Below are 20497 nucleotides of genomic sequence, written 5' to 3' on the forward strand. Positions count from 1 at the left end.
AGGAACAGAAATGGTAATGCCTGGTGATAACGTACAAATGACAGTTGAGTTGATCAACCCGATCGCAATGTCAGAAGGTCTACGTTTCGCAATCCGTGAAGGTGGACGTACAGTTGGTGCAGGTGTTGTTGCTAAAATTCTTGAATAAGAATTTTTAATACACCTGTCGAGCGGATGTTGGCAAAGAAAATTAATTGTAAAATTAATTATTTATTGCTATAATCCGCACCCTCTACTGAGCAGTGGCTTTTAATAGCCGCTGCTTTTCTTTTTTTTGTTATAAGAGAAATGGTTATGGCGACTCAAAATATTCGTATTCGCTTGAAAGCGTTTGATCATCGTTTAATTGATCAATCTGCGCGTGAAATTACGGAAACAGCAAAGAGAACTGGTGCGCAAGTTCGTGGTCCAATTCCTATGCCAACTCGTAAAGAGCGTTTTACAGTATTGATTTCTCCACACGTAAACAAAGATGCTCGTGATCAGTACGAAATTCGTACGCACAAGCGTTTGCTAGATATTGTTGATCCTACTGATAAGACAGTTGATGCTTTGATGAAGTTGGATTTGGCAGCTGGTGTGGATGTTCAATTGGAGCTTCGTTAATTCGAAGGTTTTAAGGTTAATCATCAATCGTAATGATTAATGGCAATAATAATGAGGTAACGTTATGAGTATTGGTGTTGTAGGTACCAAAATTGGTATGACTCGCATATTCAATGAAGACGGTGTATCTACTCCTGTAACGGTTGTGGAGGTTTCTCCTAATCGTATTACTCAAATCAAGAACGATCAATTGGATGGCTACAATGCTATCCAAGTGACCATGGGTAAAAAACACGCAGGTCGTGTTTCTAAGCCTGAAGCTGGACATTTTGCAAAAGCAGGTGTTGAGGCTGGTCTTGGTTTGTGGGAGTTCCGTTTTGAAAATGATGCAGATATCGAAGGTCTTGAATTGGGGTCAGAGATTACTGTTGAAAAATTTACAGATGTAACAAAAGTAGATGTTACAGGAACAACCAAAGGTAAGGGTTTTGCAGGTGCGGTAAAGCGCCATAATTTCAGAATGCAAGACGCTACACATGGTAATTCATTGTCTCACCGTGCGCCTGGTTCGATTGGTCAAAACCAAACGCCTGGTCGTGTATTTAAAGGCAAGAAGATGGCCGGTCATATGGGTAATGTAAAACAAACAACGCTTAATCTTGATTTGGTTAAGGTTGATGTTGAAAATTCATTGCTTTTGATCAAGGGTGCATTGCCTGGTGCGAAAGGCTGTACTGTAATCGTACGCAAAGCAATTAAGTAAGGTGGGCATGATGGATTTGAAATTAATTGAATTATCAAGCGGAAAAGAAACAGGTGCATTGAGTGTGTCTGATTCTGTTTTCGGTGTTGAGTTTAATGAACCTCTTGTGCATCAGGTTGTAACTGCTTATATGGCAGGTGCGCGTTCTGGTACAAAAGGTCAAAAAAATCGTTCGGCAGTGAGCGGTGGTGGTGCTAAGCCATGGGCGCAAAAGGGTTCTGGTAGAGCTCGTGCTGGTACGTCTAGAAGCCCTGTTTGGATTGGTGGTGGTCGTGCATTCCCTGGTCACAATCGCGATTTTTCTCAGAAAGTTAATAAGAAAATGTATCGTGGTGCAATGCGCTCGATTTTTTCTGAGCTTGCTAGAAGCGGTCGTTTGGTGGTTGTTGATGACTTTAAAGTTGATGCGCCAAAGACTAAAGAATTTAATGCCAAATTGGCATCATTGAAAATTAAAGATGCTCTAGTTGTTACAGAGGGTTTTGATGAGTACTTGTATTTGTCTTGTCGTAACCTTTATAACGCGGATGTTTGTGATGTAAATTCACTTGATCCTGTTAGTTTGGTTGGTTTTCAGTCAGTAGTTGTAACACAAGCAGCTGTTAAGCAGATTGAGGAGAATTTGGGATGAGTCAAGAACGTATTTTAAAGGTTTTGTTGGCTCCTCATGTTTCTGAGAAGTCTGCAAGACTTGCTGACGCTTCTGAGCAGTATATTTTTAGAGTGCTTCCGAATGCGACAAAGCCTGAAGTTAAGATGGCTGTTGAGTCATTATTTGATGTAAAAGTTCAATCAGTAAACATGATTAACATCAAGGGTAAAAAGAAAGTCTTCAAGGGTCGTGTTGGTAAGCGTAATGACATCAGAAAGGCTATTGTTCGCCTAGCTCCAGGTCAAGAAATTGACTTTGTTGGTGCGGAATAAGAGGGTTAAGTAGATGGCTATTATTAAAAAAGCAAAACCGACATCTCCTGGGCGTCGCTTCGTTGTCAATATTGTTGAGCCTGACCTGCATAAAGGTAAACCACATTCTGCGCTTTTGGAGAAAAAGTCTAAGAAAGGTGGTCGTAATGCAAATGGTCGAATCACTGTAAGACATCAAGGTGGTGGGCATAAGCAACATTATCGTTTAGTTGATTTTAAACGTGGCAAAGATGGTATTCCTGCGACTGTAGAGCGTCTGGAATATGATCCAAATCGTTCTGCGCACATTGCGTTGTTGAAATACGCAGATGGTGAGCGTGCTTACATTTTGGCACCAAAAAACATTCAATCAGGTGATGTTGTAGAATCTGGTGAAGCGGTTTCAATTAAAGTTGGTAATGCGCTTCCATTGAGAAATATCCCGGTTGGTACCATTGTTCATGCACTTGAGATGCGTCCTGGAAAGGGTGCTCAAATTGCAAGAAGTGCTGGTGCCTCTGTTCAAATCGCTGGTCGTGACGGTGCATATGTACTTGTTAAATTGCGTTCTGGTGAAATGCGTAAAATTCTTGCCGAGTGTCGTGCAACTATCGGTGAAGTAGGTAACTCAGAACATGCGCTTAGAAAGCTTGGTAAGGCTGGTGCAAAACGTTGGAGAGGTGTTCGTCCTACTGTTCGTGGTGTTGCGATGAACCCGGTTGATCACCCGCATGGTGGTGGTGAAGGTCGTACTTCTGGTGGTCGTAACCCTGTTACGCCATGGGGTGTTCCGACTAAAGGTAAGAAGACACGTAGTAACAAACGTACAAATAACATGATTGTACGTCGTAGAAACAGCAAATAAGGAAGGACAGAATGCCACGTTCAGTTAAAAAAGGACCTTTTGTAGATCATCACCTAGCAAAAAAGGTGATGGAGGCGCAAGAATCTGGTAATAAACGTCCAATCAAAACTTGGTCAAGAAGATCTGTAATTCTTCCTGACATGATTGGGTTGACCATTGCTGTTCATAATGGGAAAGAGCATATCCCTGTATATGTTTCTGAGAACATGGTTGGACACAAGTTGGGTGAGTTTTCAATGACTCGTACTTACCGTGGTCATGCGGCCGATAAGAAAGCGAAGAGATAAGGAGAAATTAAATGCAAGTAAGTGCTACACATAAATTTGCCCGCATCTCTCCGCAGAAAGCGCGTCTGGTTGCAGATCAAATTCGCGGTAAAGATGTAGAGGCAGCTGTTAATATCCTGGCTTTCAGCGATAAAAAGGCAGCCGAACTGATGAGTAAAGTTCTGAACTCAGCAATTGCAAATGCCGAAAATAATGAAGGCGCTGATATTGATGAGTTGAAAGTAACTTCTGCTTACGTTGACGAAGCTCCTGTTATGAAAAGAATGAGAGCTAGAGCTAAAGGGCGTGGAAACCGCATCCTTAAGCGTACAAGTCATATTACAGTCACTGTTGGCGATAAGTAAGGAGAATCAGTATGGGACAAAAAGTACATCCTATTGGGATTCGTTTAGGGATTACCAAAGATTGGAATGCTCGCTGGTATGCAGATAGTAAAAACTATTCTGATTTTCTTGTCAGTGATGTTGAAATTCGTAAAGAGCTTAGTGAGAAGTTGAAGCATGCTTCTGTAAGTAAAATTAATATTGAGCGTGTGGCTAATGGTATTCGTGTTGCGATCCATACAGCTAGACCTGGTGTCGTTATCGGAAAGAAAGGTGAGGACATTGAAAAATTGAAGGCTTCTTTGATGGCAAAAACTGGTATGCCAGTAAATATTGCTATTGAAGAGATTAAAAAGCCTGAGTTGGATGCGAAATTGGTTGCTGAGAGTATTGCTCAACAGCTTGAAAAACGTATTCAATTCCGTCGTGCTATGAAGCGTGCAGTTGGTAATGCAATGCGTCTTGGTGCGGAAGGCATTAAAGTAAATGTTTCTGGTCGTTTGAACGGTGCTGAAATTGCTCGTGCGGAATGGTACAGAGAAGGGCGCGTTCCTCTTCACACTTTGCGTGCTGATATCGATTATGCAACTTTCGAAGCTGACACAACTTACGGAAAGATTGGTGTAAAAGTTTGGATCTTTAAAGGTGAAAGACTTGAAAAAATCTCTATGGTAAGTGATGACAAGAAGCAGGCGAAAGCCAAGAAAGCTCGTAATTAAGGGGATAGCTTGTTATGTTAATGCCAAAACGTACAAAATTTAGAAAAATGCATAAAGGCCGTAACCGTGGTCTAGCAAACGTTGGTAACAAGGTTAGCTTTGGTCAGTTCGGTTTGAAAGCGGTTGAGCGTGGTCGTATGACATCTCGCCAAATTGAGGCAGGTCGTCGTGTTATGACGCGTAAAGTTCGCCGTGGTGCGAAAATTTGGATTCGTGTTTTCCCTGATAAGCCGATTACCAACAAGCCTCTTGAGGTTCGTATGGGTAAAGGTAAGGGTTCTGTTGAATATTGGGTTGCCCAAATTCAGCCAGGTCGTGTCCTTTATGAAATGCAAGGTGTTGATGAAACAGTTGCTCGAGAAGCATTTGAGCTAGCAGCAGCTAAGCTACCTTTCAAAACACAATTTGTAACTAGAACGGTGATGTAAATGACTGCAGAATTAAAAACTAAATCTGTTGAAGAGCTTAGAGAAGAGCTTTTAGGTCTTCTTCAAGAGCAATTTAACTTGAGAATGCAACATGCGACTGGTCAGTTGAAAAACACAGCTCAATTGAAAACAGTTCGTCGTTCTGTTGCAAGAGTTAAAACCATCATTCGTGAAAAAGTGAGTAAATAGGAATGGCTGGTCAAGAAAATAAAGCACGTACAATGCAGGGTGTTGTTGTAAGTAACGGGATGGAAAAATCAATTGTTGTTTCTATCGAACGTTTTATTAAACATTCTAAATATAAGAAATTTATTAAGAAATCTACCAAGCTGATGGCACATGATGCAGATAATGCTGCTGGTGTTGGCGACAAGGTAACAATTGCAGAATGCAAGCCTATGTCAAAAAACAAATCATGGGCGTTGGTAAGTGTAGATGAAAAGGCAGCTCTGTAATAAGGGTTGCATAAGATAAAAATTTTGATATAATACGCAAAATTTTTAAAACCGCCATTGTGGCCAAGCCTATTTCAGATAGGGACTAGCTACTTTGGTGGTTTTTGTGTTGTTTATAAAATAATTTTGGATGGAGTTCCATCATGATTCAAATGCAAACTGTGCTTGATGTTGCTGATAACAGCGGTGCGCGTAGAGTCCAATGTATCAAAGTGTTGGGTGGCTCAAAGCGTCGCTATGCAAGTGTTGGTGACATTATTAAAGTTGCTGTAAAAGAAGCAACTCCACGCGGAAAAGTGAAAAAAGGTGATGTTTATAATGCGGTTGTTGTAAGAACAGCTTCTGGTGTTAGACGTCAAGATGGTTCAAAAATTAAATTTGATGGCAATGCTGCTGTTATTTTGAATGCAAAGCTGGAGCCAATCGGAACCCGTATTTTTGGCCCTGTTACTCGTGAGCTTCGTAACGATCGTTTTATGAAGATTGTTTCATTGGCTCCAGAAGTTTTATAAGGAATTAATGATGAATCGTCTAAGAAAAGGTGATGAGGTTATCGTTATTGCAGGTAAAGATAAGGGAAAACGTGGATCGGTTTCCCGCGTAATGCAGAACGGTAAATTACTTGTAGATGGGATTAATTTAGCAAAAAAACACGTTAAGCCAAATCCTATGACAGGAGAGCAGGGTGGTATCGTTTCTAAGGAAATGCCAATCGATGCATCAAATGTTGCTCTGTATAACCCTGAGACAAAGAAAGCTGACCGTGTTGGGATTAAGGTTGAGGACGATAAGAAAGTTCGCTTCTTTAAATCTAATGGTAAAGCGGTTGACGCTTAATAGTAGGTTTAGATATGGCAAGATTACAAAAAGTATATAAGGACCAAGTTCTTCCACAATTGATGGAGAAATTTGGTTACAAGTCTCCAATGCAGGCGCCAAAACTGTCTAAAATTACAGTGAATATGGGTGTCGGTGAAGCGATTGGTGATAAAAAATTCCTTGATAATGCAGTTGCTGATATGGAAGCGATTACTGGTCAAAAAGCATTGAGAACAGTTGCTCGTAAATCTGTTGCAAGCTTTAAGGTTCGTGATGGTTATCCACTTGGTTGTAAAGTTACTCTTCGTGGCGAGAAAATGTACGAGTTCCTTGATCGTTTGATCAATATTGCTCTACCTCGTGTGCGTGACTTCCAAGGTGTTAAGGCAAATGCATTTGATGGTCGCGGAAACTATAACCTAGGTGTTAAAGAGCAAATTATCTTCCCAGAGATTGAATTCGAAAAGGTTGACAAAATTCGTGGTATGGACATTAACTTCACTACTACTGCGTCAACTAATGAAGAAGCTAAAGCTCTTTTAGAAGCCTTTAATTTCCCATTTAAAAAGTAATAGAGGTTTCTTATGGCTAAACAATCAATGATTGCAAGAGAAAAGAAACGCGCAAAAACGGTTTCTAAATATGCTGCAAAACGCGCCGAGCTTAAAAAGGTATCTGTTGATATGACTTTGAGCTTTGAAGAGCGAATGGATGCAATTGAGAAGTTGAATAAGCTTCCTAGAAATGCTTCACCTGTTCGTCAACAAAATCGTTGTCGTTTGACAGGACGTCCTCATGGCGTGTATAGAAAGTTCGGGTTGTCACGTAATATGCTAAGACAGTTGGCTATGCAGGGTGATGTACCTGGTTTAAGAAAAGCAAGTTGGTAAGGATAAAATAATATGAGTATGTCTGACCCAATAGCGGATATGTTAACTCGCATTCGAAATGGCCAGATGGCTGGACATTCGAGTGTTATTATGCCGTCATCTAAAGTGAAAGTTGCAGTTGCTAAAGTACTTGCAGATGAAGGTTATGTGAATGCATATAGCGTGAATGAAAAAGATGGTAAGTCTGAGTTGGTTTTGGATTTGAAATATTACAACGGTAAGCCTGTAATCGAAATGATCAAGCGCGTTAGTCGTCCTGGTCTTCGTGTTTACAAAAACAAAGATGAATTGCCAAAAGTAATCGGTGGCCTTGGAGTTGCAATTGTTTCAACTTCTAAGGGTGTAATGTCTGACCGCGCAGCGAGAAGTGCTGGAGTTGGCGGTGAGATCATTTGTTACATAGCATAAGGAGAAGTCGCAATGTCAAGAATCGCTAAGTCTCCTATTGCTGTTCCAGCAGGTGTGGAAATTAAAGTTAATGGTGCTGAAGTAGCTGTAAAAGGTTCAAAGGGTGCATTAACTAAAGTGTTCAATGATGCTGTTGTTGTTGATGTTAATGATGGAGTTGTTAATGTTTCTCCTAAAACTGAAACCAAAACAGGATGGGCACAAGCTGGTACGGCAAGATCAATTATCAGCAACATGGTTGTTGGTGTAACAGAAGGTTTTGAAAAGCGTCTAAATTTGGTCGGTGTTGGTTACCGTGCGCAAGCACAAGGTAAAGTTCTTAACTTGACCCTAGGTTTTTCTCATCCAGTTAATCACGAGCTTCCAGAAGGGATTACAGTAGAAACTCCTTCTCAAACTGAAATCGTAGTTAAGGGTGCTGATAAGCAAGTTGTTGGTCAAGTAGCCGCAGAAATTAGAGGTTATCGTCCGCCTGAGCCTTATAAAGGTAAAGGTGTTAAGTACTCTGATGAGTGGATCCTTCGTAAAGAAGCTAAGAAGAAGTAAAGGTTGGGAAAAGATATGGATAAGAAAACTACCCGACTACGTAGAGCTAAAAAAATTAGAGCAAAAGTGTCTGCACAGAAAGTGGCTCGTTTGTGCGTACATCGCACACCTAAGCACATTTATGCTCAAATTATTTCTGCAGACGGTACTACCGTTATTGCTGCTAGCTCAACAGTACAAGCGGATATTAAAAAAGAAGTTGGTTTTGGTGGGAATAAAGATGCTGCCAAAATCGTTGGTAAGTCTATTGCTGAAAAAGCAAAAGCGGCAGGTATTGAGTCTGTTGCATTTGATAGATCTGGATTTAAATACCACGGTCGTATTCAGGAACTAGCAGATTCAGCCCGTGAAAACGGTCTTCAATTTTAAGAGAAGGGATAACGATGTCTTCAAAAGAAATGCAAGAAGGTCAAGACGGTCTTATCGAAAAATTGGTATCTGTTCGCCGAGTTGCTAAAGTAGTAAAAGGTGGACGTGTATTCGGTTTTTCTGCACTTACTGTTGTAGGTGACGGAGAAGGTCGTGTTGGTTACGGAAGTGGTAAAGCGAGCGAAGTTCCTGTTGCAATTAAAAAAGCAATGGAAAAAGCGCGTCGTAACATGAAAGATGTTCATCTAAACGGAGCAACTCTTCAATACCCAATCAACTTTAAACAAGGTGCTGCAAACATTGTATTGCTTCCTGCTTCTGATGGTACAGGTATCATCGCAGGTGGTGCGATGCGTGCGGTGTTGGAAGCTGCTGGTGTAAAAGACGTATTGGCAAAATGTGTTGGTACTACGCGCCCAGTTAACGTTGTTCGTTCAACTGTAAATGCACTAACTAGCATGAGTAGCCCAGACATGATTGCTGCAAAGCGCGGCAAATCTGTTGAAGAAATTTTAGGTGAGTAATATGTCAGATAAGAAAACGTTGAATGTTACTTTGGTTAAAAGCACTATTGGCCGTTTGCCAGCACACAAAGCTTGTGTATCTGGTTTGGGTCTAAGAAGAATGCACCAAACTGTAACAGTTATTGATACGCCAGAAAATCGTGGCATGATCAATAAAGTTTCCTATCTGCTAAAAGTAGAGGAAGCTTAAGATGTATTTGAATAGTTTAAAACCTGCTGAAGGTGCAAAAACTGACGCTAAGCGTAAAGGTCGTGGTCAAGGTTCCGGTAACGGAAAAATGGCTGGACGTGGTCACAAAGGTCAGAAGTCTCGTTCAGGTGGGATGCCAAAAATCGGATTTGAAGGTGGACAAATGCCTTTGCAACGTCGTTTGCCAAAGGTTGGTTTTACTTCAAGAAAGTCCCGTTTTGTTGCGGAACTTCGCTTAGATGATTTAACTAAAGTTAATGCTGATGTAATTGACTTGGCTGCAATCAAAGCGGCTGACTTAGTTGCAGACAACATTAAATCAGTAAAAGTTGTCAATACTGGTGAAATCACTAAGGCAGTTAAGTTATCTGGCATTAGAACAACTGCTGGAGCTAAAGCTGCAATTGAAGCTGCAGGCGGAACAGTAGAAGCTTAATTATGAAAACGAGATCAATTGATAACTCTGGCGCCAACGAGCTAAGCCGAAAAATATTTTTCGTTTTGGGAGCGTTGATTGTATACAGATTGGGAACGCATGTTCCTGTTCCATTAATTGATCCCGTTGCACTAGCTGCAATGTTCGAGCAACAAAAGGGCACTATTCTAGACATGTTTAACATGTTTTCTGGAGGTGCCCTTCAGCGTTTATCAATCCTAGCTTTGGGAATCATGCCTTATATTTCTGCATCCATTATTATGCAGTTATTGACGGTAGTATCGCCTTCTTTGGAACAGTTAAAGAAAGAAGGTGGTGAAGCTGGTCGTCGCAAAATCACCCAATATACTCGTTATGGTACTGTGGTGTTGGCAACGTTCCAAGCTCTAGGTGTTTCCATCGCATTGGAGTCTCAAAACATCAACGGTATGGCAGTTGTGCTTGAACCAGGAATTTGGTTTAAGGTAATTGCAGTTACAACGTTGGTGAGTGGGACGATTTTCTTGATGTGGCTTGGAGAGCAAATCACTGAGAGAGGGATTGGAAATGGTATTTCGCTGATCATTTTTGCAGGTATTGTTGCGGGGCTTCCTAAAGCACTAGGTGGAACTTTTGAGCAAGTTAATACAGGTGCGATGCATGCAATTACTGCATTTGTTCTGTTGATTCTTGTATTTCTTGTTATCGCATTTGTTGTTTTTGTGGAAAGAGGTCAAAGAAGATTGCCTATCCATTATGCACAGCAGATGAGAGGCAGAAAACTTTATGGTGGTCAGCAAAGCCATTTGCCTTTAAAGCTAAATATGGCGGGTGTTATTCCTCCAATTTTTGCGTCAAGCATTATTCTGTTCCCAGCAACCCTTGGTGGTTGGTTTGGTTCAGCTGAAAATATGGGGTGGTTGAAAGACATTGCAACAACGATGTCTCCAGGTCAGCCTTTATATATTCTGGCTTATGCCGCGGCAATTATTTTCTTTTGTTTCTTTTATACCGCGATCGTATTTGATCCAAAAGAAATAGCAAATAATCTAGCAAAATCAGGGGCGTTCTTGAAGGGTATCCCTCCTTACAAGGCTACCGAAAAAAGGCTAGATTCAGTCATGAGTAGATTGACTCTTGCTGGAGCGATTTACATTACTTTGGTCTGTTTGTTGCCAGAGTTCTTGATTTTGTATTGGAATGTACCGTTCTATTTTGGCGGCACATCCCTGTTGATTATCGTTGTGGTTGTTATGGACTTTATGACAAACGTCCAAGCTCATATGCAATCAGGGCAATATGAAAACATGATGAAGAAAGCAAATTTAAAAGGAAGGTAATTTGATTTAAGTGTCAAACATTTACTTCAAATTATCGCTAGTAATTTAAAGTGAAAATGAGTATAATTGCTCGTTTTTCGGTAGATGGATAGTTAAGGAGCGCAAAATGGCTCGTATTGCCGGCGTAAATATTCCACAAAACAAGCATATTGTTATTGGATTAAGATCGATCTACGGTGTTGGTCAAACAACAGCTCAAAAAATTTGTGATGCTGTAAAGTTGGATCCAACTACTAAGGTTCGAGATCTAACTGAAGATCAGTTAGAAGCTCTGCGTGCAGAAGTAACGAATTACAAAATTGAAGGTGACTTGAGACGTGATGTTTCTATGAACATTAAGCGTCTTATGGATATGGGTTGTTACCGTGGTATTCGTCATCGTCGTAGTCTTCCATTAAGAGGACAACGTACTAAGACAAATGCACGTACCCGTAAAGGTCCTAAGAAGCCTATTAAGCGTTAAGCACTAATTTAGAGAATAGATATGGCAAAAGCAAAAACTCGTGTTAAAAAGAAGGCCAAACAAGTCGTAACTGATGCAGTTGCGCATGTTCATGCTACTTTTAATAACACCATTGTGACGATTACCGACCGTCAAGGTAATGCTCTTTGTTGGGCTACTGCTGGGGGTAGTGGTTTCCGTGGTTCGCGTAAAAGCACTCCTTTTGCAGCACAGGTTGCTGCAGAGAAAGCGGGTCAGCTAGCGACAGAGTATGGTGTTAAAAATATGGACGTTATGGTTAAAGGCCCAGGGCCAGGACGTGATTCTGCCGTTAGAGGATTGAACAGCGTTGGTTTCAAAATTACATCTATTGCTGATGTAACACCAATCCCTCATAACGGATGTCGTCCACCTAAGAAACGTCGCGTTTAATTAGAGGTAGTAGATAGATGGCTAGATATATTGGTCCAAAGTGTAAACTGTCTCGCCGTGAAGGTACTGATCTATTTTTGAAGAGCGGTGTTCGTAGCATCGAATCAAAATGTAAGATCGATCAGCTTCCTGGTCAGCATGGTGCTGGTCGTAAGCGTGTTACCGAATATGGTTTACAGTTAAGAGAAAAACAAAAAGTTCGTAGAATCTATGGCGTTCTTGAGAAGAAGTTCCGTCTTTACTATAAAGAAGCGGATCGTCGTAAAGGTTCAACAGGTGTTAACCTTCTACAAATTCTAGAATCAAGACTTGATAACGTTGTCTACAGAATGGGATTCGCTTCTACAAGAGCTGAAGCTCGTCAGTTGGTTTCTCACAAGGCAATCCAAGTAAACGGACAGGCTGTTAACATTCCTTCTTTTGAAGTTTCAGCAGGAGATGTTGTCAGCGTAAGAGAAAAATCACGCAATCAGTCTCGTATTGCAACTGCATTAGAATTGAGTGCACAAGCAGGTAACGTTAGCTGGGTAGAAGTTGATACCTCTAAGTTTGAAGGTGTTTTCAAATCTGTACCAGATCGTACTGATTTATCTTCAGATATTTCTGAAAACTTGATTGTAGAGCTTTACTCTAAGTAACCCTTTGAAACGGAGATAACTTCTCATGCAAGAAATGCTAGAGCAGCTACTGACTCCACGTTTAGTAGATATCAAAAAAGTAAATGGTTTTCATAGCCGTGTCACTTTAGAGCCATTAGAACGTGGTTTTGGACATACGCTTGGAAATGCTCTAAGAAGAATTCTTTTATCATCAATGCCAGGTGCTGCGATTGTAGAAGCACAAATTGATGGTGTACTTCATGAGTACTCGTCAATTGAAGGCGTACGTGAAGATGTTTTAGAGATTCTTCTTAATTTAAAAGAGGTTTCTATTAAATTAAACGAAAGCTCTGAAGCTGAATTAACTCTAAGCAAGAAAGGTCCAGCTGTTGTGACTGCTGGCGATATTCAGCTAAATCATGATACTGAAGTTATGAATCCAGACTTGGTTATTGCTCACTTAAGCGAAGGCGCTGAGTTGTCAATGACTTTAAAAGTGGAAAAGGGAATTGGTTATCGTGCATCGGTACAGTCTGATGATACCTCTATCGGGTCATTGAAACTGGATGCAAGTTTCAGCCCTGTTCAAACTGTAAGCTATGAAGTGCAAAATGCACGTGTAGAGCAGAGAACAGACTTAGACAAATTAATTCTTGATGTTGTAACTGATGGAACTCTTGATCCTGAAGATGCAATCAAACAAGCAGCGACTGTATTACATTATCAGTTGATTGCGTTTGTTGATCTGAAGCATAAAGAGATCGTTGTACAAGAAGAAGAAGAAAACGAATTTGATCCTATTTATCTACAACCAGTAGATGATTTGGAATTGACTGTTCGTTCAGCAAACTGCTTGAAAGCTGAGCAGATTTACTATATCGGCGATCTTGTACAAAGAGCAGAATCAAGCTTATTGAAAACACCTAATTTAGGTAAAAAATCTTTGCAGGAAATCAAAGACGTGCTTGCACAAAGAGGTCTTGGTTTAGGAACAAAACTCGAAAACTGGCCACCTTCAAGCTTGGTCAGCAAAGAGTCAGCATAATTTAAAGGAAACACTCATGCGTCATCGTAAAAGTGGTCGTAAATTAAATCGCAATAGTTCACATCGCAAGGCAATGTTTAGAAACATGTCGGCTTCTTTGATTGAGCACGAAGTGATTAAAACAACTGTTGCGAAAGCAAAAGAGTTGCGCACCATTGCTGAGCCATTAATTACTCTGGCTAAGCAGGATAGTGTGCATAACAGAAGAGTTGCTTTTTCGCGCTTGCGTGATAAAGCTGCGGTAGGAAAATTGTTCACTGATTTGGGGCCTCGTTATGAGTCTCGTCCAGGTGGATACATTCGCATTTTGAAATGCGGCTACCGTGATGGTGATAATGCACCTATGGCTTATGTAGAATTGGTTGATCGTCCAGTAGTGGAAGCAACTGAAGAAGCTTAAGTTTTAAGGCCAGCGCAAGCTGGCTTTTTTATATGCCAAAGTTATTTGATACACATTGCCACTTCATCGATTTTGACATCGATACCATCACAAGCCTTACCTCTTTACTTTCCAATATAGAGCTCCTGTCAGTTTCAAAGTCACCGAGTGATTGGTCGCCGAACATTGATCTTTGTTCTCATTATCAAAATATTTACCCTGCGCTGGGTGTTCATCCTTGGTATGTTCACGATCTCAATTCATTTGAAAATGATTTGATGAGACTTGATGAACTAGTCAACTCGGAACACATAAGGATTCTTGGTGAAATAGGCTTGGATTTTGCAGCGGAATATTTGTTAACGCGATCAATACAGGAGCGCTACTTTGCCGCTCAAGTTGAGCTTTCAGTCAGGAAAGGATTGTCACTATCTATTCACTGTAGAAAGGCGTTTGATGCTGTTTTATCCGAACTAAAGGGCAATAATATTGAACGTGCGGTCATGCACGGTTTTTCTGGTTCGCATGAGCAAGCCAAGCCTTTTGTTGATATGGGGTACAAGCTAGGGATTGGTTCTCAGATATTAAATCTTCAGTCGACTAAATATGAAAAACTGGTAAAGTATGCGCCACTCGATTCGCTTGTGCTTGAAACGGACGCCCCCTATGTAAAAGTCGGTGCCGATATGAGTTTAGTACAACGCCTGCAAGCTATTTCGGAACGCATTGCAGCTATCAAAATGGTTTCATTGGAAGAGGTTGTGAGTACAACTTACAACTCCGCTAGGTTAATTTTGGGATTGAATTATCATGATGTTGAATAATCCACTATTCGAACGCAGCTTGCTGGTATTTGGTGAAGATGGAATGAATTCACTAATCCATTCGCATGTACTTGTCGCCGGAGTTGGTGGGGTTGGCGGTTTTGTTATCGAAGCATTGGCACGAGCTGGTGTTGGCAAATTGACTATTGTTGATCATGATAAAGTTTCCCCGTCTAATATAAATCGTCAGATTATCGCCTTAAACTCTACATTGGGGCAAAACAAAGCCGTTGTGATGAAACAACGTATTTTGGACATTAATCCAGATTGTGATGTTGAGGTTATTCAGAGCTTTTTGAAACCGGAAGATATGGATGGATTGCTTAGTCACCCCTACGACTACGTGGTGGATGCTATAGATAGCTTGAATTGCAAAGTTAATCTGGTTTCAATAGCTCTTCAAAAAGGCTATAAAGTTATCGCCAGCATGGGAGCTGGGCGAAGGGTCGACCCAACAAAAATCATAATGACCGATTTAAATAAAACCCATACGTGTGGATTGGCACGCCAAGTCAGGCAACGATTGAGAAAGCAAGGGTATCGAAAAGGTTTGACGGTTGTTTTTTCAACGGAGCTTCCCAAAGCCCCTGGGCCAATGGAGTCGATTGAGGGGGCAAGAGGACGCGTCGTGAATGGTACGGCAAGTTATATGCCGGGTTTATTTGGCTTGATGATTGCGGGTAAGGTCATTCAAGACTTGACGGCCTAGCTTGTCTGCACAAATCAAGTTACTTAAGTTAGTATAGAAGCGGGTAGAGGCCTTCTTGTCTGACTTTCATGTTTGCTCTTTTGATCAGGCCTTGCTGTTGAAACTCTCTGATCAATTTTTTGACGACTTTTTTCGTTTCTATTAGGTTCATTCCTGGTTTTAGCTGCGGGGAGTAGAGCATTTTTAGGAATAGATAGTCCAGTCCGGAAAGCAATTCCACTTTACTGACATCATTGGCCACCGATGGGTAAACCCAGTCGGAGTCGTTCGGGAGTCCCATGACTTGTGTTAACTCTTCAACAATGCAGGATGGCAACAGTCCTTGTGACATGGCGTAGTCAATGGGGATAACAACCGTTGCGCCAATAATGACATGAGATTGGCTCTGCTTGAATGTTCCCATGCAATTACTTTCTCTGGATAGGTCCTGAACCTTGTTACCGGTATATTTTTCGATGACGGTTTTATAGTCACGGTCTTTTGAGAGGTAAATGATGAGATTTGCCTCTTGCTTGATGTGCGTTTGCGCAATGGAATGATGGGTGATATGGGTTAATTGGCGCATATGAGCGTTAATCATGTTTATCGCCAAAGGATAGGGTTTTAAGCCATAGAAATCGATATAGTAACGAATTGGAGAAGTCCACTTTCTCAGATGCATATCCGTTGCTCGATACTCGTCCTTTAAGGTGATTTCAACAAACGCTTTCTCTATGTAATCTGGCTTTTGCCAGTCGTAGAGATTGGTATTACCCGTATTACCCAAGAGAAATAGAGTAAGAAAAACAGCTGGAACTCGCCAAAACTTTCTCATAGTGTCATCATTTTATACTGAGTAGCGGTTTTAAATAACGTCCTGTATGTGAGCGCTCCGTCCCTGCAATTTCTTCCGGTGTTCCCACTGCGATGATTTCTCCACCGCCTGAGCCACCTTCAGGTCCAAGGTCAACAATCCAGTCTGCTGTTTTGATAACATCCAAGTTATGTTCGATGATGACGATGGTGTTGCCTTGGTCTCGTAAATTTCTGATGACCTTGAGCAGTAGCTCAATATCATGAAAATGGAGTCCTGTTGTCGGTTCATCTAGAATATAAAGCGTATTCCCTGTGTCACGCTTGGAAAGCTCTTTGGCGAGCTTGACACGTTGAGCTTCGCCCCCGGAAAGCGTTGTAGCGCTCTGCCCAAGTTTGATATACCCAAGACCGACTTCCATTAGCATTTGTAGTTTTCGGGCAATGACGGGGATGGCATCGAAAAATGCACGGGCATCCTCAACAGTCATATCCAAGATTTCATGAATGTTTTTGCCTTTATATTCGATCTGCAGGGTTTCTCTGTTATAGCGAGCGCCATTACAAGTGTCGCAGGCGACATAAACATCAGGAAGAAAGTGCATTTCCACTTTGAGTACGCCGTCACCTTGGCATGCCTCACAGCGCCCACCTTTAACGTTGAAGCTGAACCTACCCGGTGTGTAGCCGCGTGTGCGAGCTTCAGGAGTTGCAGACATCAGTTCTCGAATAGGGGTAAACAGTCCGGTATAGGTTGCAGGGTTTGAACGAGGTGTTCTGCCGATAGGGCTTTGATCAATATTGACGACTTTATCAAAGTGCTCAAGCCCAGTAACTTTCTTATAGGGAGCAGCTTCCAGCTGCGCATTATTCAGCTTGGTTGCCGTAATTTTGTAGAGCGTCTCATTGATGAGTGTCGATTTTCCAGACCCTGATACGCCAGTAATACAAGTGAGCAATCCTGCGGGTATTTCCAGCGTCACGTCCTGTAAATTGTTACCGGAAGCACCCTCAATAGTTAAGAATTTTTTGGGATAGGGTAGGCGTTCGCTAGGCACTTCTATCCTGCGTGTGCCGCATAGATATTGTCCTGTTAATGAGGCAGGCGTTGCCATGACTTCTTCCGGTGTTCCTTGAGCCATAATTCGGCCGCCATGAATACCGGCGCCAGGGCCAATGTCCAGCACATAGTCCGCTGCACGAATAGCATCTTCATCATGCTCAACAACAATGACCGTGTTTCCTAAATCTCTCAGGTGCGTCAGGGTGTTGAGGAGTCGATCATTGTCACGCTGATGAAGTCCAATTGAAGGTTCGTCCAACACGTACATGACACCGACTAACCCTGCTCCGATTTGAGATGCTAGTCGGATGCGTTGCGCCTCTCCACCAGAAAGCGTGTCCGCACTTCTGCCGAGTGTTAAATAATTCAAACCAACGTTGACAAGAAAAGATAAGCGGTCATGCACTTCTTTAATGATTTTTTGTGCGATTTGTCCCTTGGTACCTTCCAGAGTAAGGTTCGAGAAGAAGTCGTGTAACTGTCCAACTGGAAGCTCTGTTAAGCTTGGGAGCGAATGATCTTGTACAAAGACATTGCGAGCAGCCTCATTTAGTCTTGTGCCGTGGCAGCTGCTACAAGGTTGGGAAATGCGATACTTGTCCAGCTCGTCTCTAACGCTTTTGCTTTCAGTTTCAGTAAAACGTCGTTCCATGTTGGGAATAACGCCCTCAAAACGACGGGTGTCTGAATAGCGGCCATGCGGTAGTGGAAGCTTTTCCTTACCTGAGCCAAACAGAATCACTTGCTGGTGTTTTTCGGAAAGCTCATTCCAAGGGGTTTCAATGTCGAATTGGTAATGGTCTGCAACCGCTTTTAGAATGTCATAGTAGTATTTGTGTCGTCTGTCCCATCCTCGAATAGCGCCACCCGCCAAACTAAGGTCAGGGTGAATAATCACTTTGCTTGGATCAAAGCTTTCTTTGATTCCCAAACCATCACAAGTTGGGCAGGCACCGTGCGGATTGTTAAATGAAAAAATTCTGGGCTCTAATTCTGGAACGGAGTAACCGCAATGGGGGCATGAGAAACGTTCTGAGAACAACAACTCAAAGTCATCACTTTCATCCATAGGCACTACTTGGGCGATGCCGTCTGCAAGGTGTAAAGCGGTTTCGAAAGACTCTGCCAGACGTTGCTTAATGTCGTCACGAATCTTGAAGCGGTCAACCACGACTTCAATATTGTGTTTGATGTTTTTGTCCAGTTCAATGGAACCATCCAGTTCCATTAGCGTGCCATTGATTCGGGCACGAATATATCCCTGTGCTTGCAGCTCATTGAGCAGGTTGATATGCGTGCCTTTTTTGCCTCTTACAACGGGCGCAATCAACAAGCATTTGGTACCTTCCGGTAGCTCAAGCGTATGGTCGACCATTTGGCTGACTGTTTGCGCTTCCAGGTCACAACCATGGGTTGGGCAGCGAGGGGTGCCGGCACGGGCAAATAACAGCCTTAAATAGTCGTAGACTTCCGTTACGGTGCCTACAGTCGAACGAGGATTGTGAGAGGTGGATTTCTGCTCAATGGAAATCGCAGGAGAAAGTCCCTCTATGTGATCTATATCAGGTTTATCCATCATGGATAAGAACTGGCGCGCATAGGCTGATAGCGACTCAACATAACGTCGCTGACCTTCTGCGTAAATAGTATCAAATGCTAGAGAAGACTTACCAGAGCCGGATAATCCTGTGATGACAATCAACTTATCTCTAGGAAGTATGACGTCAATGTTTTTAAGGTTATGGGTTCTGGCTCCACGGACGATAATTTCTTCTAGCATAAAAGGGGACTCAAAACGATTAATCAAAACAATCATTATAGCAAAAAGCAGGGTTCTTCAATCCTTTAAACCTTGGCCTTTGTTATAATTCGACGCGTATTCGTCTTGTGCTGTGGCGGCTGAGAAAGCGATTTCAGTAAACGGATTTAACAAACGAATTTCAATGAAACAGATTAGGAAAAGACATGACCTCAGAGAATCAGACAATGCAACCTATGGAAAAACGCGCAGCCCTTTCAGTGTCCGGTATTTTTGCGACGCGAATGTTGGGTTTGTTCATGATTTTCCCGGTGTTTGCTATTTTTGCTCAGCAGGAGTTTAAAGATGTTACCGGTACTCAGATCGGTATTGCGATGGGTATTTATGGTCTAACACAGGCGTTTTTACAAATTCCCTATGGCATGCTGTCTGATCGGTTTGGTCGTAAACCACTGATCATCGCCGGTATGTTGGTGTTTATGTTCGGTTCTATTATCTGTGCTATGGCGGACTCGATTGAAATGATGATTGTCGGTCGAGCCATCCAGGGAATGGGTGCGGTAGCGGCTGTTTTGATGGCGACCGTTGCAGACTTGGTGACGGAGCAATTTCGTCTAAGAGCCATGTCTATCGTTGGGATGACCATCGGTTTTTCATTTACCCTCTCGCTGATTATTGGACCGATTTTAGGTGAGTTGTTCGGTGTTCGCGGCATTTTCTGGGTTATTGCGCTATTGGCTTTGGCAGGTATCTTTTTGGTGATCTTCGCGGTGCCGAAAATCGAACATCAGACTTTCCAGCGTGAAGCGGAAGTTGATACAAGCCAGTTCAAAGATGTATTGAAAAACACACAGCTACTTCGACTAGATATGGGCGTGTTTGTTCTTCACTCCATTTTAACGGCGATGTTTGTTGTGGTGCCATTGATGATTCGTGATACCGCGCATTTGGATTCAATGCATGACTGGGAGTTGTATTTGCCAGTGATGTTGCTGTCTTTTGTGTTGATGGTGCCGTTTATTATCATGGCGGAATCCAAAGACAAGATGAAAGAGATTTTTGTCGGGTCAATCATTACCATCGGGTTGGTACAGGTTGCACTGTTAAGTTTTTCCGGGGGGTATTGGCCAATTTTCCTAATCTTAATGGTTTTCTTCACAGCGTTTAACTTGTTGGAAGCCTCTTTGCCATCATTGGTGGTAAAACTGTCTCCGGCCGACAAGAAAGGGACAGCAAGTGGCGTGTTCTCGAGTAGCCAGTTTTTTGGTGCCGCACTAGGTGGTTTTGTCGGTGGTTGGATGTACCAGCACCATGGTATTGAAGGGGTCTTCCTGTTTACCTCTGTGATTGCTTTGTTATGGGCTGCAGTTGCTGCAACCATGCAAAAACCATTGCCGTTGAGTATTGCTTCAGTGCCGATCCAAGGTATTGTGACTCAGGATGATGTGCCAGCATTAACACAACAACTTTTGTCGTATGACGGTATTCACGAAGTGGTATTTGTTCTGTCCGAAAATCGAGTGTTTTTCAAGATAGACCGCAAGAAAATCGATGAAGTTGGATTGATCAATTACCTAGAACAAGGATTGTCTTGAAAATTCCGAACATGGTGAAACACCCTTCGCTATAATAAATGGCTAAATGATCGAGAAAAGATAATTCG

General features: G+C 42.1%; 32 protein-coding genes and 1 pseudogene. 31 read left to right on the top strand and 2 right to left on the bottom strand.

The window, feature by feature from the left end; genetic code table 11:
- The 30 genes and pseudogenes from tuf to F8R13_RS10285 form a co-directional block, all read left to right on the top strand.
- Nucleotides 1-148: pseudogene (gene tuf / locus F8R13_RS10140) on the top strand (elongation factor Tu); the annotation flags it as partial.
- A gap of 146 nt (nucleotides 149-294) precedes the next feature.
- Nucleotides 295-606 (top strand): 30S ribosomal protein S10, encoded by a 312-nt coding sequence (rpsJ, locus tag F8R13_RS10145; protein WP_029910554.1) that lies wholly within the window; start codon nucleotides 295-297, stop codon nucleotides 604-606.
- 64 nt (nucleotides 607-670) lie between these two features.
- On the top strand, nucleotides 671-1309 hold the full coding sequence (gene rplC / locus F8R13_RS10150) for a 50S ribosomal protein L3 (RefSeq protein ID WP_152834240.1): 639 nt from the start codon (nucleotides 671-673) through the stop codon (nucleotides 1307-1309).
- Nucleotides 1310-1319: 10 nt separating this feature from the next.
- Nucleotides 1320-1940, top strand: a complete 621-nt coding sequence (gene rplD, locus F8R13_RS10155; RefSeq protein ID WP_152834510.1) for a 50S ribosomal protein L4 — start codon at nucleotides 1320-1322, stop codon at nucleotides 1938-1940.
- Nucleotides 1937-2233 (top strand): 50S ribosomal protein L23, encoded by a 297-nt coding sequence (rplW, locus tag F8R13_RS10160; RefSeq protein ID WP_152834242.1) that lies wholly within the window; start codon nucleotides 1937-1939, stop codon nucleotides 2231-2233. Before rplD ends, rplW begins: the two co-directional genes overlap by 4 nt.
- 13 nt (nucleotides 2234-2246) lie before the next feature.
- Nucleotides 2247-3077, top strand: coding sequence for a 50S ribosomal protein L2 (gene rplB, locus F8R13_RS10165; RefSeq protein ID WP_152834244.1), 831 nt, complete (start codon nucleotides 2247-2249; stop codon nucleotides 3075-3077).
- Between the two features lie 11 nt (nucleotides 3078-3088).
- Entirely contained in the window at nucleotides 3089-3364 is a 276-nt protein-coding gene (gene rpsS / locus F8R13_RS10170; RefSeq protein ID WP_029910537.1) for a 30S ribosomal protein S19, read from the top strand.
- An 11-nt stretch (nucleotides 3365-3375) separates the two neighbouring features.
- Complete coding sequence (rplV, locus tag F8R13_RS10175) at nucleotides 3376-3708, top strand: 50S ribosomal protein L22 (RefSeq protein WP_152834246.1); 333 nt, start codon at nucleotides 3376-3378, stop codon at nucleotides 3706-3708.
- A gap of 11 nt (nucleotides 3709-3719) precedes the next feature.
- Nucleotides 3720-4406 (top strand): 30S ribosomal protein S3, encoded by a 687-nt coding sequence (gene rpsC, locus F8R13_RS10180; protein WP_152834248.1) that lies wholly within the window; start codon nucleotides 3720-3722, stop codon nucleotides 4404-4406.
- A 14-nt stretch (nucleotides 4407-4420) separates the two neighbouring features.
- Nucleotides 4421-4834: a 50S ribosomal protein L16 gene (rplP, locus tag F8R13_RS10185; RefSeq protein WP_029910528.1), complete on the top strand. Its 414-nt coding sequence runs from the start codon at nucleotides 4421-4423 to the stop codon at nucleotides 4832-4834.
- Nucleotides 4835-5023 (top strand): 50S ribosomal protein L29, encoded by a 189-nt coding sequence (gene rpmC, locus F8R13_RS10190; RefSeq protein WP_152834250.1) that lies wholly within the window; start codon nucleotides 4835-4837, stop codon nucleotides 5021-5023. It begins immediately after the preceding gene.
- A gap of 2 nt (nucleotides 5024-5025) precedes the next feature.
- Complete coding sequence (gene rpsQ, locus F8R13_RS10195; protein ID WP_152834253.1) at nucleotides 5026-5289, top strand: 30S ribosomal protein S17; 264 nt, start codon at nucleotides 5026-5028, stop codon at nucleotides 5287-5289.
- 143 nt (nucleotides 5290-5432) lie between these two features.
- A complete protein-coding gene (gene rplN, locus F8R13_RS10200) occupies nucleotides 5433-5801 on the top strand; it encodes a 50S ribosomal protein L14 (protein WP_029910519.1) in 369 nt (122 codons plus the stop codon).
- 10 nt (nucleotides 5802-5811) lie between these two features.
- Nucleotides 5812-6126, top strand: coding sequence for a 50S ribosomal protein L24 (rplX, locus tag F8R13_RS10205; protein WP_152834255.1), 315 nt, complete (start codon nucleotides 5812-5814; stop codon nucleotides 6124-6126).
- A 14-nt stretch (nucleotides 6127-6140) separates the two neighbouring features.
- On the top strand, nucleotides 6141-6680 hold the full coding sequence (gene rplE / locus F8R13_RS10210) for a 50S ribosomal protein L5 (RefSeq protein ID WP_029910514.1): 540 nt from the start codon (nucleotides 6141-6143) through the stop codon (nucleotides 6678-6680).
- Nucleotides 6681-6692: 12 nt separating this feature from the next.
- Complete coding sequence (gene rpsN, locus F8R13_RS10215; RefSeq protein WP_152834256.1) at nucleotides 6693-6998, top strand: 30S ribosomal protein S14; 306 nt, start codon at nucleotides 6693-6695, stop codon at nucleotides 6996-6998.
- Between the two features lie 12 nt (nucleotides 6999-7010).
- Complete coding sequence (gene rpsH / locus F8R13_RS10220) at nucleotides 7011-7406, top strand: 30S ribosomal protein S8 (RefSeq protein ID WP_152834258.1); 396 nt, start codon at nucleotides 7011-7013, stop codon at nucleotides 7404-7406.
- Between the two features lie 12 nt (nucleotides 7407-7418).
- A complete protein-coding gene (rplF, locus tag F8R13_RS10225; protein ID WP_152834260.1) occupies nucleotides 7419-7952 on the top strand; it encodes a 50S ribosomal protein L6 in 534 nt (177 codons plus the stop codon).
- 15 nt (nucleotides 7953-7967) lie between these two features.
- Nucleotides 7968-8321, top strand: coding sequence for a 50S ribosomal protein L18 (gene rplR / locus F8R13_RS10230; protein WP_029910505.1), 354 nt, complete (start codon nucleotides 7968-7970; stop codon nucleotides 8319-8321).
- A 14-nt stretch (nucleotides 8322-8335) separates the two neighbouring features.
- Nucleotides 8336-8845, top strand: a complete 510-nt coding sequence (gene rpsE, locus F8R13_RS10235; RefSeq protein ID WP_029910503.1) for a 30S ribosomal protein S5 — start codon at nucleotides 8336-8338, stop codon at nucleotides 8843-8845.
- A 1-nt stretch (nucleotide 8846) separates the two neighbouring features.
- Nucleotides 8847-9035 carry a 50S ribosomal protein L30 gene (rpmD, locus tag F8R13_RS10240; RefSeq protein ID WP_029910501.1) on the top strand — a complete coding sequence of 63 codons (189 nt, stop codon included), beginning with the start codon at nucleotides 8847-8849 and terminating at the stop codon, nucleotides 9033-9035.
- 1 nt (nucleotide 9036) lies between these two features.
- Nucleotides 9037-9471 carry a 50S ribosomal protein L15 gene (gene rplO, locus F8R13_RS10245; RefSeq protein WP_152834262.1) on the top strand — a complete coding sequence of 145 codons (435 nt, stop codon included), beginning with the start codon at nucleotides 9037-9039 and terminating at the stop codon, nucleotides 9469-9471.
- Nucleotides 9472-9473: 2 nt separating this feature from the next.
- On the top strand, nucleotides 9474-10790 hold the full coding sequence (gene secY, locus F8R13_RS10250; RefSeq protein WP_029910489.1) for a preprotein translocase subunit SecY: 1317 nt from the start codon (nucleotides 9474-9476) through the stop codon (nucleotides 10788-10790).
- Between the two features lie 106 nt (nucleotides 10791-10896).
- Nucleotides 10897-11253: a 30S ribosomal protein S13 gene (gene rpsM, locus F8R13_RS10255; RefSeq protein ID WP_029910486.1), complete on the top strand. Its 357-nt coding sequence runs from the start codon at nucleotides 10897-10899 to the stop codon at nucleotides 11251-11253.
- A gap of 21 nt (nucleotides 11254-11274) precedes the next feature.
- A complete protein-coding gene (rpsK, locus tag F8R13_RS10260) occupies nucleotides 11275-11664 on the top strand; it encodes a 30S ribosomal protein S11 (RefSeq protein ID WP_029910482.1) in 390 nt (129 codons plus the stop codon).
- Between the two features lie 17 nt (nucleotides 11665-11681).
- On the top strand, nucleotides 11682-12302 hold the full coding sequence (gene rpsD, locus F8R13_RS10265; RefSeq protein ID WP_152834264.1) for a 30S ribosomal protein S4: 621 nt from the start codon (nucleotides 11682-11684) through the stop codon (nucleotides 12300-12302).
- Nucleotides 12303-12327: 25 nt separating this feature from the next.
- Nucleotides 12328-13308, top strand: coding sequence for a DNA-directed RNA polymerase subunit alpha (gene rpoA / locus F8R13_RS10270; RefSeq protein ID WP_029910476.1), 981 nt, complete (start codon nucleotides 12328-12330; stop codon nucleotides 13306-13308).
- A gap of 16 nt (nucleotides 13309-13324) precedes the next feature.
- The gene (gene rplQ / locus F8R13_RS10275; protein ID WP_152834266.1) at nucleotides 13325-13708 is read left to right on the top strand and encodes a 50S ribosomal protein L17; all 384 of its coding nucleotides are present in this window, start codon (nucleotides 13325-13327) and stop codon (nucleotides 13706-13708) included.
- A 32-nt stretch (nucleotides 13709-13740) separates the two neighbouring features.
- Nucleotides 13741-14511: a TatD family hydrolase gene (locus F8R13_RS10280; RefSeq protein WP_152834268.1), complete on the top strand. Its 771-nt coding sequence runs from the start codon at nucleotides 13741-13743 to the stop codon at nucleotides 14509-14511.
- Nucleotides 14498-15220: a ThiF family adenylyltransferase gene (locus tag F8R13_RS10285; RefSeq protein WP_152834270.1), complete on the top strand. Its 723-nt coding sequence runs from the start codon at nucleotides 14498-14500 to the stop codon at nucleotides 15218-15220. The genes F8R13_RS10280 and F8R13_RS10285 overlap by 14 nt, the downstream gene beginning before the upstream one ends.
- Before the next feature lie 28 nt (nucleotides 15221-15248).
- On the opposite strand, the gene F8R13_RS10290 is transcribed toward F8R13_RS10285, so the two are convergent.
- Complete coding sequence (locus F8R13_RS10290; protein ID WP_152834272.1) at nucleotides 15249-16034, bottom strand: DUF2927 domain-containing protein; 786 nt, start codon at nucleotides 16032-16034, stop codon at nucleotides 15249-15251.
- Between the two features lie 7 nt (nucleotides 16035-16041).
- Nucleotides 16042-18855, bottom strand: a complete 2814-nt coding sequence (gene uvrA, locus F8R13_RS10295; RefSeq protein ID WP_152834274.1) for an excinuclease ABC subunit UvrA — start codon at nucleotides 18853-18855, stop codon at nucleotides 16042-16044.
- Nucleotides 18856-19040: 185 nt separating this feature from the next.
- Here uvrA and F8R13_RS10300 point away from each other — a divergent pair, with 185 nt between their 5' ends.
- Nucleotides 19041-20429 (top strand): MFS transporter, encoded by a 1389-nt coding sequence (locus tag F8R13_RS10300; protein WP_152834276.1) that lies wholly within the window; start codon nucleotides 19041-19043, stop codon nucleotides 20427-20429.
- The last annotated feature ends 68 nt before the right edge of the window (nucleotides 20430-20497 follow it).

Source organism: Hydrogenovibrio sp. JE_KL2 (assembly GCF_009296185.1).
GTDB lineage: Bacteria > Pseudomonadota > Gammaproteobacteria > Thiomicrospirales > Thiomicrospiraceae > Hydrogenovibrio.

Bases quoted from the DNA above. Each gene is read 5' to 3' on its own strand.
- rpsJ (WP_029910554.1), top strand. From the start codon at position 295: ATGGCGACTCAAAATATTCGTATTCGCTTGAAAGCGTTTGATCATCGT.
- rplC (WP_152834240.1), top strand. From the start codon at position 671: ATGAGTATTGGTGTTGTAGGTACCAAAATTGGTATGACTCGCATATTC.
- rplD (WP_152834510.1), top strand. From the start codon at position 1,320: ATGGATTTGAAATTAATTGAATTATCAAGCGGAAAAGAAACAGGTGCA.
- rplW (WP_152834242.1), top strand. From the start codon at position 1,937: ATGAGTCAAGAACGTATTTTAAAGGTTTTGTTGGCTCCTCATGTTTCT.
- rplB (WP_152834244.1), top strand. From the start codon at position 2,247: ATGGCTATTATTAAAAAAGCAAAACCGACATCTCCTGGGCGTCGCTTC.
- rpsS (WP_029910537.1), top strand. From the start codon at position 3,089: ATGCCACGTTCAGTTAAAAAAGGACCTTTTGTAGATCATCACCTAGCA.
- rplV (WP_152834246.1), top strand. From the start codon at position 3,376: ATGCAAGTAAGTGCTACACATAAATTTGCCCGCATCTCTCCGCAGAAA.
- rpsC (WP_152834248.1), top strand. From the start codon at position 3,720: ATGGGACAAAAAGTACATCCTATTGGGATTCGTTTAGGGATTACCAAA.
- rplP (WP_029910528.1), top strand. From the start codon at position 4,421: ATGTTAATGCCAAAACGTACAAAATTTAGAAAAATGCATAAAGGCCGT.
- rpmC (WP_152834250.1), top strand. From the start codon at position 4,835: ATGACTGCAGAATTAAAAACTAAATCTGTTGAAGAGCTTAGAGAAGAG.
- rpsQ (WP_152834253.1), top strand. From the start codon at position 5,026: ATGGCTGGTCAAGAAAATAAAGCACGTACAATGCAGGGTGTTGTTGTA.
- rplN (WP_029910519.1), top strand. From the start codon at position 5,433: ATGATTCAAATGCAAACTGTGCTTGATGTTGCTGATAACAGCGGTGCG.
- rplX (WP_152834255.1), top strand. From the start codon at position 5,812: ATGAATCGTCTAAGAAAAGGTGATGAGGTTATCGTTATTGCAGGTAAA.
- rplE (WP_029910514.1), top strand. From the start codon at position 6,141: ATGGCAAGATTACAAAAAGTATATAAGGACCAAGTTCTTCCACAATTG.
- rpsN (WP_152834256.1), top strand. From the start codon at position 6,693: ATGGCTAAACAATCAATGATTGCAAGAGAAAAGAAACGCGCAAAAACG.
- rpsH (WP_152834258.1), top strand. From the start codon at position 7,011: ATGAGTATGTCTGACCCAATAGCGGATATGTTAACTCGCATTCGAAAT.
- rplF (WP_152834260.1), top strand. From the start codon at position 7,419: ATGTCAAGAATCGCTAAGTCTCCTATTGCTGTTCCAGCAGGTGTGGAA.
- rplR (WP_029910505.1), top strand. From the start codon at position 7,968: ATGGATAAGAAAACTACCCGACTACGTAGAGCTAAAAAAATTAGAGCA.
- rpsE (WP_029910503.1), top strand. From the start codon at position 8,336: ATGTCTTCAAAAGAAATGCAAGAAGGTCAAGACGGTCTTATCGAAAAA.
- rpmD (WP_029910501.1), top strand. From the start codon at position 8,847: ATGTCAGATAAGAAAACGTTGAATGTTACTTTGGTTAAAAGCACTATT.
- rplO (WP_152834262.1), top strand. From the start codon at position 9,037: ATGTATTTGAATAGTTTAAAACCTGCTGAAGGTGCAAAAACTGACGCT.
- secY (WP_029910489.1), top strand. From the start codon at position 9,474: ATGAAAACGAGATCAATTGATAACTCTGGCGCCAACGAGCTAAGCCGA.
- rpsM (WP_029910486.1), top strand. From the start codon at position 10,897: ATGGCTCGTATTGCCGGCGTAAATATTCCACAAAACAAGCATATTGTT.
- rpsK (WP_029910482.1), top strand. From the start codon at position 11,275: ATGGCAAAAGCAAAAACTCGTGTTAAAAAGAAGGCCAAACAAGTCGTA.
- rpsD (WP_152834264.1), top strand. From the start codon at position 11,682: ATGGCTAGATATATTGGTCCAAAGTGTAAACTGTCTCGCCGTGAAGGT.
- rpoA (WP_029910476.1), top strand. From the start codon at position 12,328: ATGCAAGAAATGCTAGAGCAGCTACTGACTCCACGTTTAGTAGATATC.
- rplQ (WP_152834266.1), top strand. From the start codon at position 13,325: ATGCGTCATCGTAAAAGTGGTCGTAAATTAAATCGCAATAGTTCACAT.
- F8R13_RS10280 (WP_152834268.1), top strand. From the start codon at position 13,741: ATGCCAAAGTTATTTGATACACATTGCCACTTCATCGATTTTGACATC.
- F8R13_RS10285 (WP_152834270.1), top strand. From the start codon at position 14,498: ATGATGTTGAATAATCCACTATTCGAACGCAGCTTGCTGGTATTTGGT.
- F8R13_RS10290 (WP_152834272.1), bottom strand. From the start codon at position 16,034: ATGAGAAAGTTTTGGCGAGTTCCAGCTGTTTTTCTTACTCTATTTCTC.
- uvrA (WP_152834274.1), bottom strand. From the start codon at position 18,855: ATGCTAGAAGAAATTATCGTCCGTGGAGCCAGAACCCATAACCTTAAA.
- F8R13_RS10300 (WP_152834276.1), top strand. From the start codon at position 19,041: ATGACCTCAGAGAATCAGACAATGCAACCTATGGAAAAACGCGCAGCC.